Below are 13,090 nucleotides of genomic sequence, written 5' to 3' on the forward strand. Positions count from 1 at the left end.
CCGTTTCCCTGACTTCAGAAGCTTCTGGCGGGCGACGTGCTCCGCACGGCGCGTGACAGAAGGAATCGCGCAGCGATTAGAGCAGTTGCAGCCTATCACCTGATTATTCCTTTATTATTAATCCCAATCTGTGTGTAAGCCGACAGAAAATTTAATCCGGTGGGCGTAACTGTCGTTCGCTGTGGACTCCACCGAACCTCCAATGCCAAAAACCTGAGCGACACTAATACCAGCTCCCGCCTTATCGGTAGAGCCACTCCCCACGATTACTGCGACATCAAATGAAATGCCCGGGATGTCTTTACTACCACCAATATTTTTGTGGATGCGATATGGGGCTTGAGAATACTTGCCTCCATGCTTCTCATGTATTTCGGCGTTGGCCTCTTTAACTCCGACGGCTATTTCAACCAGTGTCGTCTTAACAAAAGTTCGTAAATCCATTTGGGTGTTCATTTATTCCGTTTTTTCATATCAAGTGGCATAGGCGCGGTGTTGATTGTTTCCCGTGAAGCACCCCGCGGCAGTTTTTCAAAGAAATTCGGCTGGCGCTCCCGGCAGGATTTGAACCTGCGACCAACGGATTAGAAATCCGCTGCTCTATCCCCTGAGCTACGGGAGCCAAGCATCCAATTGCAACAACCCGATTTCCAAAGAATTGCGCCCATTTCAAAAGATGGAAAACAACGGATAAAACCAGTCCGCGCGCGATTCTTCGGCATCAATCAGCAAAAGGGTATGCCAGAATATCAAAGGATGGAAAAGAGAAATGGAAGGAGCCTCCGGCCCGATTCCAGAAGGAAGGTGGAACACTTCCCAAATTGCGCCGGATTTTGCACTTTCAAAAGCCCGTGCCCTGCGGCAGTCTGGTTGTGTTTATATTGTCAAGACCCATGAACCCAATACCTCCAGAAACTGCCCCTGCAAATACGATCACGCCCGAGCAGGCGGAGTATTTGCAGAGCCTGCGCCGCGGCATGACCGGCTACCTCGCAGTCCATATCCCGTTCCCACTCTTTCAAGCCGGGCGGCGGACCGAACTGCAGGCCCGGATTCAACAGCTTGTGGATAGTAAATTGGCCGAACAAGAGACTGAACTGGCCCCGCATCTCCACGACAAACTGATCCTGGACATTCTGACCGGAATGCCATCACAAACCGCTACACTACCTGGAATGGCCGTATCCGAAAATGTAGTCCACACGGTGGAAACTCTCCGCGCCCTGATTGTCCCTTACATGGCCCGCCATATCAGCAATGATCTCTTGCAGGAGGGGCACGAAAAAACACTGGCAAAAAAAATCATACAGCTCGTGGATGAAAAGCTGGCAGCCGACTCAATTCGAATCGACGCCGCAATGCGCCACTCCCTGATTGAAGTCATCTGCCGCAATGCCAATGTGCCGGTTCCGGAAATCATCGATCCGACGCCACCCATGTCCATACCCGCAACCCCGGCCAAGCCGGAAGCCGTGGCAAAACCGCCGGCAGCGCACCAACCGGCAACAGCGCTCAAACCACACCTCGCTCCCACCAAGCCCACGACTCAACCTGGAAACTCTGAAAAAAAAGCCACAAAAATAATCCCGCGCACCACTCACATTCGAACCGGGCTTATCCAACCGCCTGCGCCCGCCCTAAAGCCCGATGCAGAGTCCGATGAAATCCTATTTACCGACGATCTGAAGCGCGAACTGCTCCTGGCAATCGGCCAGGGACTCGATGCCAAAATCATGGGCAGCGGCGATGAAGCCGCCGTCCGGAAACACATCTCAAATTTAATCGAGTCGTACTGCGCGAAACACAACCTCGATCTCGAGGATGAAATCGAGAACGTGTTGTTCCAGGCCATTCTCAGCGGCGAAGGAGTCGAGTTCCAACTCTGAGCCAGTCTGACTCCCGACAGTCTCCAAAACCTCCCAACACAAAACCCCGCATGTTCACCCGCCGTTTTGGAAAAACCAATTTGCAAATGCCCGTCTTTTCCTGCGGCGGCATGCGCTACCAGCATAAATGGCAGGACGTCCCCCCGGAAGAGATCCCAAAGGCCAACCAGGACAATCTCGAACAAACCATCCACCGCGCCCTGGAACTCGGCATCAACCACATTGAAACCGCCCGTGGCTACGGCACGTCCGAAATGCAACTGGGCCGGCTCCTGCCCAAACTCCCGCGCGAAAAAATGATCGTCCAGACCAAGGTCGCCCCGGTTGCGGACCCGAAGGAGTTCCTGGCGACTTTCAACAAATCGATGGACTACCTCCACTTGGAGTACGTCGATCTGTTTTCCATCCACGGCATCAACAACGCCGAATGCCTCGACTTCACAATCCGCCCGGGCGGCTGCCTTGAAGCCGCGCGTAAGCTGCAGCGCGAAGGCAGGGTTCGTTTCATCGGATTTTCCACCCACGGCCATACCGACACCATCCGCAAGGCCATCGCCACAACCGAGTTCGATTACGTCAACCTGCACTGGTATTTTGTCAACCACGCCAACTGGCCCGCCGTCGAAGACGCCCGCAAGCTGGACATGGGCGTCTTTATCATCAGCCCGAGCGACAAGGGCGGACTCCTATACAAACCGCCGGAAAAACTCGTCAAGCTCTGCGAACCGCTTTCACCCATCGCCTTTAACGACCTCTATTGCCTCGGCCGCCCGGAGGTGCATACCCTCAGCATCGGAGCAAGTCGGCCCACCGATTTCGACGAGCATGTCCAGGCCCTCAAGTTCTACGACCGGATCGGGGAGGTCGTTCCGCCCATCGCCGCGCGGCTGCACGCGGAACTGGCGCGCGTTCTGGGCAGGGACTGGATGGAAAATTGGGATAAGAATATCCCCGACTGCGACTTCGTCCCCGGCGAAATCAATCTCAAGGAAATCCTCCGGCTCTGGAACTGGGCCAGGGGCCTCGACATGGTTGAATTTGGGAAAATGCGCTACAACCTGCTCGGCAACGCCGGGCACTGGTTCCCGGGCCAGAACGCTGAAAAAGCCGCCGAAACCAACCTCGCCCCGGTCCTCCAAAACAACCCCTTGCGAGACCGCATCCCCGGCGTTCTGAAGGAAGCCCATCAACTCCTTTTTGAAGCCCCTGTGAAACGACTCAGCCAGTCGGATTGAAACCATTTTAACGCAAAGGGCATAAGACGCTAAGTCGCAAGAAGCGCAAAAGCCATTGATTGCTTGCCGCAAAAGAACACAAAAATCACAAAGAACCAGAAACGTGAAACTGAGATTTTCCTCTGTGTGGCTCAGTTGCTCCGTGAGAGAAATTGATTTTGGTTTGAGATCAAACCCTTCATGCCCTCCATGTTTTTCATGGTAAAATGTTCGCACTCCGGACGAATCCGTCCTCCGATGGATTTTCCCTTGCGCCTTTTGCCCTTCGCGCCTTGGCGTTAAAATTCGACTCCTTCTGTGTGGTAAACCCCGATATTGCATTTACGCCGCTTATGGCTAAGCATTGGATGTTTATGGCGAACTCAAATCCTTACTCGGACCTTAAACTCAAGTTCCAGGCCAACGGCCAATCCCACGACTACTTTTCCATCCCGGCTCTCGGCAAAAAGCTCAACATCCCCATCAACCGCCTGCCGGTCAGCATCCGCATTGTCCTGGAATCCGTCCTGCGCAATTGCGACGGCATTCGCGTCTCCGAACAGGCTGTCAAAGACCTCGCCTCATGGGCTCCCAATTCCCCGCGCACGGAGGAAATTCCCTTTGTCGTCGCCCGCATCGTCCTGCAGGACTTCACCGGCGTGCCGCTCCTGGTGGACCTCGCCGCCATGCGCAGCGCGGTCGCGCGCCTGGGCAAAAATCCGAAAATGATCGAGCCGCTTGTGCCGGTCGATCTCGTCGTGGACCACTCGGTGCAGGTTGATTTCTCCGGCTCCGCCGAGGCGCTCAAGCAAAACCTCGAGATCGAATTCACCCGCAACCGCGAACGCTACCAGTTTTTGAAATGGGGCATGCAGGCCTTCGACACCTTCAAGGTCGTCCCGCCCGGCATCGGCATCGTCCATCAAGTCAACCTGGAATACCTGGCCAAGGGCGTCCTCAAGGACAACGCGGGCGTGGTTTATCCTGACACTTTGGTAGGCACCGACTCCCACACGACCATGATCAACGGCCTCGGCATTGTCGGCTGGGGCGTGGGCGGCATCGAGGCCGAAGCCGGCATGCTCGGCCAGCCCGTTTATTTCCTGACCCCGGACGTCGTGGGCGTCCACCTGACCGGCGCGCTGCGCGAAGGCGTGACCGCCACCGATCTCGCCCTCACCCTGACCCAGCTCCTGCGCAAAGCCAAGGTGGTCGGCAAGTTCGTCGAATTTTACGGCCCCGGCGCTGCGGCCCTTCCGGTCGTGGACCGCGCCACCATCGCCAACATGGCCCCCGAATACGGCGCCACGATGGGCTTCTTCCCGCTCGACGGCGAATGCTCCGCCTATCTCCGCGCCACCGGCCGCAGCGACGAGGCGGTTGCCGTTTACGAATCCTATTACCAGGCCCAGGGACTCTGGGGCATCCCCAGGAAAGGCGACATCGCCTACTCGACCGACCTCGAACTCGATCTCGGCAGCGTGGTCCCAAGCGTCGCCGGCCCGAAACGCCCGCAGGACCGCATCGAACTGCCCAACCTCAAACAGGAATTCACCACCGCATTTTCCAAGCCCGTCGCCGAAAGCGGTTTTGGGAAAACGCCCGCGGAACTGGCCAAAATCGTACATGTCAGTAGCGCCAGCAACGGCCATGCCCATCCCGGCGGCGGCAGCCAGGAACCCGTTTCACAGAAACGTTCGGCGGAACGCGGCACCAATCCCGCCACCGAACGCGAAATGGCCAATAACCGGCCCACGCCCGATGCGGCGGATGCGCCCGCGCTCGCCGTGGAAGGCGACCTGCGCCACGGCAGCGTGCTGATCGCCGCCATCACCAGTTGCACCAACACCAGCAATCCGTCCGTCATGCTCGCAGCCGGACTGCTTGCCAAAAAAGCCGTGGAAAAAGGCCTGACGGTGAATCCGTTGGTCAAAACATCCCTCGCGCCCGGCTCCCGAGTCGTCACCGATTACCTTTCCAAGACCAAGCTGCAACCGTACCTCGACAAGCTCGGCTTCCAGACGGTCGGCTACGGTTGCACCACCTGCATCGGCAACTCCGGCCCGCTCCAGGCCATCATCGAGGACGCCGTGGTCAAAAATGATTTGATCGCCGCCAGCGTGCTCTCGGGCAACCGCAACTTCGAAGCGCGCGTCCACCAGAGCATCAAGGCCAACTTCCTCATGTCGCCGCCGCTCGTCGTCGCCTTCGCATTGGCCGGGCGCATCGACATCAACCTCGCCCAGGACCCACTCGGGACGGACAAGGCCGGCAAGCCGGTTTATCTCAAGGACCTCTGGCCCACCCTGCAGGAAATCCGCGAACAAATGCAGGCCGCGCTGAAGCCGGAAGTGTTCCGCAAATTGTACAGCGACTTCGCTTCGCAAAATCCCAAGTGGAATGAAATCCCCGCGTTCACGGGAAACGTGTACGAATGGGACGGCAGCTCGACCTACATTCAGGAACCTCCGTTCTTCGAAAACTTTTCACTGCAACCCGGCAAAATCCAGCCGATCCAAAACGCGCGCGCGCTTGGAATTTTTGGCGACTCGGTCACAACCGACCACATTTCGCCGGCCGGCTCGATCAAGAAAACCTCCCCTGCGGGCGCCTATCTGCTTGAAAGCGGCGTCACGTATGAGGATTTCAACAGCTACGGTTCGCGCCGAGGCAACGACCGCGTCATGACACGCGGCACCTTTGCCAACGTCCGGATCAAGAACCTGATGTTAGGCGGCGAGGAGGGCGGCAACACCCTGCTCCAGCCCAAAGGCGCCAAGCTCCCCATTTATGATGCGGCGTTGGAATACAAAAAAACTGGCACACCGCTGGTGATTCTGGCCGGGCAGGAATACGGCACCGGCAGCTCGCGCGACTGGGCGGCCAAGGGCACCAACCTGCTGGGCGTCAAAGCCGTCATTGCGGAAAGCTTCGAGCGCATCCACCGCAGCAACCTGGTCGGCATGGGCGTATTGCCCTGCTGTTTTGTCGAAGGCACTTCGGCGAAAACCCTGAAACTGGATGGCAGCGAAACCTATTCCATCATCGGTTTGTCAAACGACATCCAGCCCCGGCAACGCTTGTTTTTGGAAATCACCCGCGCCAACGGCTCGAAAGAACAGATCCCTGTTGTGCTGCGCATCGACACCCCGATCGAAGTGGAATACTATCGTCACGGCGGAATTCTGCCCTACGTCCTCCGCCAACTCATCGCCCAGAACAATCCCCTCTAATAAGAGGGGCGGAAAGGTCGCCGCAGCGACCGCTTCGGGGGGTGTGGTCATTTCTCTCACAGAGCCACTGAGAACACGGAGAGAAATGTGGAATTCAGAACATGTTATAATTCATAATTCAAACTTCTGAATTTTTCCCTGCATCTATCCCCCTGACAAGGGGGTTTGTGTTTAACCAAGAACTACGGACCAAGAACGACTCTTCCTCTATCAAGCTCCCTCATTGCGCACAAATACTGGATCGCCACGGCCCAACTCCGACATGGGTCGCGAGTGTTCCAGATGTGCCTCCTAATGAACAGATGTGATAAAATGTTGAAAGATAGGATGTTAGCTAAAACGCCAACGGCGTTTCGTCCTTCAGCCCAGGGTTGCCACGCCGAAGCGTAGCGAAGGCGGGAGCTACCCTGGGTAAAATAAAAAAATCACCCCGAACCCTGAAAGCGGTTCCGGCAATTGTATGCCTGCCACAACCCGCGTTGGGGTTGAAAATCATTTTGATAAATACCCCGCTCAAAACAGCTTTTTTGAAAGGTTTGGGTTCTCGCAATGACTATCGGAGTCGGCCCCATTCATTTATTTATTGTCCCAATGCCCGTTGAATTCGCAGGCGGAGTCTGCCCTCATTTTTGCGGTTCAATTCGTGCTCCAACAGGAAGCTTATCATTCAGTTTTATTGGGAGACGTAACCGCATTGCAACTCGCAAGCAATCAGAATCATTGAATTGTGCGAGCGAGTCAGGAGATAACATCGCCAGACAGCCTTCACCGAATTTGTCCTCCAAAAAATACGGCCACACGTCATTGATTTCGTTAAAGTCAACGTGGATGCAAGCCCATGTCTCAAATTGGTTGGCAACCCGCATTAATTCCCGCATGAATTGATCCACGCCGTTGTAGCACTCGCTCAAGTTTAATTTTGAATCACTGGCCGCTTGTTTTTGACAACTGAGCCATAGCGATAGCGCAGACGCGAATATGGCGGCGGGATCCGGATGTATGGTGGCAGACTCAATTTTATGATTCATAACCCGGCATATACACCTGGCCTGGTTTGCCAACTCGGGCAAGATTTTTCAGCTTCTATTTTTACAACACATCGGCCAGCCTGACCGCATGACAAAAGCTCCATCTGTGAAATGGACGCGCGAACATTTGCTGATTGCTTTGAATCTTTACTGCAAATTGCCGTTCGGCAGCTTTGACAGCAACAATGTGGTGGTGAAAGAAGTTGCCGCCAAGATGGGGCGAACCCCAAACAGTCTGGCAATGAAGCTCAGCAATCTTGCCTCACTCGATCCGGTTCAACGAGCCCGTGGAATCAAAGGGCTTGACGGTGCGTCCAAGCAAGATCAACTGATGTGGGATGAATTTCAGGGCAATCTTCCGATGCTAGGCGTGGAAAGCGAGCAATTGCTGCACGATTTATTCACCAAAGACGAGACGAAGGAAGTGGATTTTTTGCAACGCGGCAAACCACGAATCATTGTTCCAAGCGGGCCAACGGAAACACAGGCAACAGTCAAAATCCGGCGTGGCCAGCAATTCTTCCGGCAGGCTGTTCTCAACGCTTACGATGTTCGTTGCTGCATCAGCGGTATCAACGTGCCGTGCCTGCTGATCGCAAGTCACATCAAACCGTGGGGAAAATTTCCGAATGACCGGCTGAACCCCCAAAATGGACTTTGCTTGTCCGCGCTTCACGATGCCGCGTTTGATGAAGGACTTATCACGCTTGACGAGAAATTGAGCGTTGTTTTGAGTAACCAACTCCGGGGCTTCTTTCCGCAAACAGCATTGGAACAAAATTTTATTCCGTTTGAGGGTAAGCCGATTCGCTTGCCGGATAAATTAGCCGAGCCGGACGTGGATTTTATTCGCTTCCACCGTGAAGTGATTTTTAAGCGTTAAAGTTTGATTCCGAAGCTAATCGGTGAGACGTGAAGAGGCAGAACGAGCCCTATCGCATATTAGCGAACTAGAGAAGTAGCAAGACAATCCATTACACGCTTTCCACATTCATAGCCCCGCTTAAGCGAGCACGCAACGAGACGGCATCAACAGGCCATGATGCAGGAACTTTTCACCGGAAGGATACGGTTGATTTGAAAGGAGGAGGCGCTAAGGTGATCTTATGACGGATCAAGACATTCAGGCACTCGAAGACCAGTTCCCCGCTGTTTCCGGATCGGCCTTCGCCGCCGCACGGGATCAAGTGCTGAAGTCGGGGCAAAGCGTATTGCAGTCCGAAAACGGCGTCATCTACGAGATCTTCCCCGATGGCCGGCGGATTGAGGTGAAAAAGATCGAGCCTCCCACCCATTTCATCACCGGCCGTATCTTCACCATCAAGTGAGCACGCCGACCCCACGGCTGCGCATGTTCGCCGGGCCGAATGGTTCGGGAAAAAGCACGTTGAAGTCCTATCTGACGCCCAACCTACTCGGGGTTTATTTAAACCCGGACGAGATGGAGATGGAAATCCGCCGTCAGGGCTTTATGGATTTCTCGGCTTACGGCATCCATGCCACTGAAGAGGAAATACGGAACTTTTTCACAGGATCGGCCTTCTTGAAGGAGCTGGGTTTTGCCAGCGAAGCAGCGCAGCTTGGTTTCGCAATCGGGCGGGTGAATTTTGGGATGGTAAAAGTGAATTCCTACTTTGCCTCGGTCGGAGCAGATTTTCTGCGGCAGAAACTGTTGGAGCAGAAGATATCGTTCACTTTCGAGACGGTGATGTCGCACTTCGGCAAGGTGGATCTGCTGGTACAGGCGCAGGCGGCGGGTTATCGGACATATCTATATTTTGTGGCCACAGATGATCCTGCCATCAATATTTCACGGGTACAAAATCGCGTGAAATTGCATGGGCATGATGTGCCGAAGGATAAAATTGAAACGCGTTATTATCGCTCGCTGGATCTGCTGATGGATGCGATCCGGCACACGAACCGGGCCTATATCTTTGACAATTCCGGTGATAGCGCGGATGGCAGGCAGACTTGGCTGGCGGAAATCACAGAAGGCAAGCAGTTGGAATTGAAGACAGAACAGATCCCCGCCTGGTTCAAGCGGGCGGTTCTGGAAAAGCTTGGCTGAATCACCCACCCCGCGAATGCCAGAACAACCGCGATCCGAACGCAAGTCCCAAAACCGCGTCATCGCCCTGTTCGTCAACAAAGGTCCCATCCTGCAGGTTCACCTGCGTGGATTGACAGATCCAAGCCGCCACCCAGGACAAGCCGTTAAGAACCTCGCCGTGCAATTCGTGTCTTGCGCAATTGGAAGTGTTGTCTTACAACTTTGCTCATGAGTAACACGATCACCATTCGATTGCCGGAAGATCTGCGCCGGTGGCTGGAGAAGGAGGCGAAACTGACGGGTCTGCCCAAGGGCCGGATCGTGCGGGAGCAACTGGAACTCTCGCGCACGCGGAAGGCGCGCCAGCCTTTTCTTGACCTGGCCGGAAGCGTCGAAGGTGCGCCCGGCCTCAGCCGCAAGCGGGGCTTCCAGCGGTGAACGGGATTGCCGACACGGGCTTTCTGGTCGCCTTCGCCAACCGCAGGGACGATTATTTTCCGTGGGCCCACGCGCTGGCGGAGAATGTCCATGAACCGCTCCTCACCTGTGAGGCGGTGCTGGCCGAGACGGCATTTCATCTCAGGAACAGCGCGCTGGTGCTGCGGTTGCTGGAAACCGGGCTCGTGCGGCTGGCCTTCGACCTGGAGAGCCACCGTCCGGAACTCGCGGAACTGGCCCGGCGGTATGCCGACCGCCAGCCCGACCTGGCCGACCTCTGCCTCATCCGCATCAGTGAACTGAATCCGAAGCTGCCGGTGATCACGGTGGATGGCGACTTCAAGCTCTACCGGCGCAACCGCCGTGAGAGCATCCCCGTCGTCATGCCCCCGGATCTGGAGTGTGCTTGATGAAAAAAGTGGGTTGACTGGGACTCGAACCCAGAACCAATACCTTAAAAGGGTACTGCTCTACCATTGAGCTATCAACCCCGAGTCCAGCCAAAAGGGCCGGAGAGCCGGATAATTTCCACCCAAAAAACCGCCCTGTCAATGCCAGAAATGCGCCTTCCTAGCCCGGATGTTTCACAGCTTATGAAAACCTCAGCAAAGTGTCCTGCTCCAAAGTGTGGCAGGAACCGAGGGTGCGGCTACATCCGGGCTAATCCTGCTTAAAGCTTTAAACTTACTTGTCCGCCATAGCCTTGGCGAAGGCGGAAGACTTTAAACTAAATTAAACCAAACCCTTCTTCATCACTTCCAAGGTTTTTTCAATTTCCTTCTCCCCATGCGCCAATGAAATAAAGCAGGTCTCAAATTGCGAGGGCGGCATGTAAACCCCGCCCTCCAACATCGCGTGGAAATACCGTTTGAACTTTTCCAAATCCGAAGTCTTCGCATCCTCCAGGTTCCGGACTTCCCTCCCCGTGAAAAACAGGCAAAACATCGATCCGATCCGGTAAAACCTGCTCTCGATCCCCGCGCGCTTCAGCAAATTCCGAACCCCCTCCTCCAGCATCGCCCCCGTTTCTTCCAGCTTGCGATATCCATCCACACGCTCCAGTTCCTCCAACTGGGCCAGGCCCGCCGCCATCGCCAAGGGATTCCCTGACAAGGTTCCGGCCTGATACACCGGTCCATCAGGCGCCAGGCATTTCATGATTTCGCGCTTCCCGCCAAACGCGCCCACCGGCAAGCCGCCGCCGATCACCTTCCCAAAAGCCGAAAGATCCGGCCGCACGCCATAAATTCCCTGCGCGCCGCTTTTGCCCAGGCGAAACCCGGTCATGACTTCGTCGAAAATCAGAACAAACCCGTATTGATCCGCCAGACGGCGCAGCGCCTGGAGAAATCCCGGCTGCGGCAGGATGAGCCCCGCGTTGGCGGGCACCGGCTCCAAAATCAGCGCCGCCACCTTGTTTCCCATTTGCGCCAACACGGATTCCAGAGCGGGAAGATCGTTGAACGGCAGGCAAAGCGTTTCGGCGGCCAGCGACTCCGGTATCCCGGCGCTGTCGGCCCGGCCAAACGTGAGCACGCCCGAACCCGCCTTGACCAGCAACGAATCGACATGGCCGTGGTAGCACCCCTCGAATTTGATGATCTTGTCGCGACCGGTGTAGCCCCGCGCCAGCCGGATGCACGACATTGTCGCCTCCGTGCCGCTGTTGCACATGCGCACCTGCTCCAGGCCGGGGACCCATGAAGTCAGCACCTCAGCCATGCGGAGTTCCAACTCGCCCGGAACACCGAAACTGCTGCCGCGATCCGCGGCTTGATGGATGGCCTCGCGCACACAAGCGGGCGCATGACCCAGGATGGCCGGCCCCCAGGTGCATACGTAATCGACATACACATTCCCGTCCACGTCATGCAGATACGCGCCCGAAGCGCTTTTTGCAAAAAAGGGCGTCCCGCCAACGGCGCGAAAGGCCCGCACCGGCGAGTTTACACCGCCGGGCATTAGTTCTTTCGATCTGTTGAACAGCTTTTCCGATTTTTCAAAATTCATTGGTTTTCCCTTTCATAACATTAAATCAGCAACACGGAAAGCCTTGCATTTTAACGCCAAGTCGCAAAGGGCAAAAGGCGCAGGGGATCGCATTTTGGGTTGAAACAAATGCATTCCTCGCGCCAAGGGCGCCAAGTTCGCAAGGGAAACTGAAACTGGAATTGAACCACGGATAAACGCGGATGAGAAAAGCAGGTATTCGCGACGGGGACACCAAGGGGCAAAGCAAATGATTTACCGCAGAGCCTCAAAGATCACAGAGTTTTTCTAAATTTCGATTTCCAAACATCCGTGTTTATCTGTGTCCATCCGTGGTTCAATTTAAGTTTTAAGAAAATCTCCTTTGCGTTCCCTGGCTCGCGACGAATGCCGGAGTTCGCGATCTTCCTGTAAAATGGTTTTCCTTGGTGTCTTGCCACCTTTGCGTTAATCTGCGCCGCAACACCCATGAAAAAAATCAAACGCCCCGACGGACGCAAACTCAACCAACTTCGACCCCTGCAATGCCAGTGGGACATCGCCCCCAATTCACTCGCCTCCGTGCTCATGCGCTGCGGCCAGACCCAGGTGCTCTGCGCCGTCAGCGTCGAGGAATCGGTCCCGCGCTGGATGCAGTCCCAGGGCGTCAGCGGCGGCTGGCTCACCGCCGAGTATTCCATGCTCCCCTACTCCACGCCTGAGCGCAAACAGCGCGACATCAGCAAGGGCAAGATCGACGGTCGCAGCCAGGAAATCCAGCGCCTCATCGGGCGTTCCCTCCGGGCGGTTGTGGATTTGGAAAAGCTGGGACCCAGGAGCCTCTGGGTGGATTGCGACGTGCTGGCCGCCGACGGCGGTACCCGCACCACATCCATCACAGGCGCCTATCTGGCCATCAAGCTGGCGGTCGAACGCCTGAAAAAGAAAGGCCTGCTGAAAACAAATCCGCTCGTCTCTCCCGTCGCCGCCACCAGCGTCGGAATTTATCAGGGAACCGTGGTCACCGATCTTTGTTATCTCGAAGACCGGGATGCGGCGGTGGACATGAATATCGTCATGACCGGCGAGGGTCGTTTTGTCGAAGTCCAGGCCAGTGGCGAGGAAACAACCTACAGCCGCTCGGAACTCGACGCCATGCTGCGCGCCGCAGCCACGGCGTTGAAAGATATTTTTCAGTTCCAGAAGCGGGCCTGGTCCAAGCGTCCGAAATAGTCTAGCAAAAATAAGGTTTAACGCAAAGACGCAAAGG

12 protein-coding genes and 2 tRNA genes are annotated in these 13,090 nt (G+C 55.7%); 9 read left to right on the forward strand and 5 right to left on the reverse strand.

The window, feature by feature from the left end:
- Positions 1-117: 117 nt before the first annotated feature.
- Together PHD76_08310 and PHD76_08315 are read right to left on the reverse strand one after the other, a co-directional pair.
- Entirely contained in the window at positions 118-456 is a 339-nt protein-coding gene (locus PHD76_08310) for a hypothetical protein (GenBank protein MDD5261837.1), read from the reverse strand.
- Positions 457-546: 90 nt separating this feature from the next.
- Positions 547-622 (reverse strand) — tRNA-Arg (locus PHD76_08315).
- 271 nt (positions 623-893) lie between these two features.
- Between PHD76_08315 and PHD76_08320 the strand changes: the two genes are divergently transcribed.
- From PHD76_08320 to PHD76_08330, 3 genes are all read left to right on the forward strand, one after another.
- A complete protein-coding gene (locus PHD76_08320) occupies positions 894-1,886 on the forward strand; it encodes a hypothetical protein (protein MDD5261838.1) in 993 nt (330 codons plus the stop codon).
- A 50-nt stretch (positions 1,887-1,936) separates the two neighbouring features.
- Positions 1,937-3,121 carry an aldo/keto reductase gene (locus PHD76_08325; GenBank protein ID MDD5261839.1) on the forward strand — a complete coding sequence of 395 codons (1,185 nt, stop codon included), beginning with the start codon at positions 1,937-1,939 and terminating at the stop codon, positions 3,119-3,121.
- A gap of 353 nt (positions 3,122-3,474) precedes the next feature.
- Entirely contained in the window at positions 3,475-6,333 is a 2,859-nt protein-coding gene (locus PHD76_08330) for an aconitate hydratase (protein ID MDD5261840.1), read from the forward strand.
- Between the two features lie 623 nt (positions 6,334-6,956).
- On the opposite strand, the gene PHD76_08335 is transcribed toward PHD76_08330, so the two are convergent.
- On the reverse strand, positions 6,957-7,361 hold the full coding sequence (locus tag PHD76_08335) for a hypothetical protein (protein MDD5261841.1): 405 nt from the start codon (positions 7,359-7,361) through the stop codon (positions 6,957-6,959).
- A gap of 88 nt (positions 7,362-7,449) precedes the next feature.
- Between PHD76_08335 and PHD76_08340 the strand changes: the two genes are divergently transcribed.
- The 5 genes from PHD76_08340 (at position 7,450) to PHD76_08360 (ending at position 10,262) form a co-directional block, all read left to right on the forward strand.
- Entirely contained in the window at positions 7,450-8,244 is a 795-nt protein-coding gene (locus PHD76_08340; protein MDD5261842.1) for an HNH endonuclease, read from the forward strand.
- A gap of 223 nt (positions 8,245-8,467) precedes the next feature.
- The gene (locus PHD76_08345; GenBank protein ID MDD5261843.1) at positions 8,468-8,689 is read left to right on the forward strand and encodes a hypothetical protein; all 222 of its coding nucleotides are present in this window, start codon (positions 8,468-8,470) and stop codon (positions 8,687-8,689) included.
- Positions 8,686-9,432, forward strand: a complete 747-nt coding sequence (locus tag PHD76_08350) for a zeta toxin family protein (protein ID MDD5261844.1) — start codon at positions 8,686-8,688, stop codon at positions 9,430-9,432. The genes PHD76_08345 and PHD76_08350 overlap by 4 nt, the downstream gene beginning before the upstream one ends.
- 210 nt (positions 9,433-9,642) lie before the next feature.
- Entirely contained in the window at positions 9,643-9,852 is a 210-nt protein-coding gene (locus tag PHD76_08355; protein MDD5261845.1) for a hypothetical protein, read from the forward strand.
- Positions 9,849-10,262, forward strand: coding sequence for a PIN domain-containing protein (locus PHD76_08360; protein ID MDD5261846.1), 414 nt, complete (start codon positions 9,849-9,851; stop codon positions 10,260-10,262). Before PHD76_08355 ends, PHD76_08360 begins: the two co-directional genes overlap by 4 nt.
- A 9-nt stretch (positions 10,263-10,271) precedes the next feature.
- Here the strand turns inward: PHD76_08360 and PHD76_08365 are convergent.
- Positions 10,272-10,343, reverse strand: a tRNA-Lys gene (locus PHD76_08365).
- Positions 10,344-10,584: 241 nt separating this feature from the next.
- Entirely contained in the window at positions 10,585-11,862 is a 1,278-nt protein-coding gene (gene hemL, locus PHD76_08370; protein ID MDD5261847.1) for a glutamate-1-semialdehyde 2,1-aminomutase, read from the reverse strand.
- A 447-nt stretch (positions 11,863-12,309) separates the two neighbouring features.
- On the opposite strand from hemL, the gene rph reads away from it, so the two are divergent.
- Entirely contained in the window at positions 12,310-13,053 is a 744-nt protein-coding gene (gene rph, locus PHD76_08375; protein MDD5261848.1) for a ribonuclease PH, read from the forward strand.
- The last annotated feature ends 37 nt before the right edge of the window (positions 13,054-13,090 follow it).

It is taken from the genome of Candidatus Methylacidiphilales bacterium, from assembly GCA_028713655.1.
In the GTDB taxonomy this organism is placed as follows: Bacteria; Verrucomicrobiota; Verrucomicrobiia; order Methylacidiphilales; family JAAUTS01; genus JAQTNW01.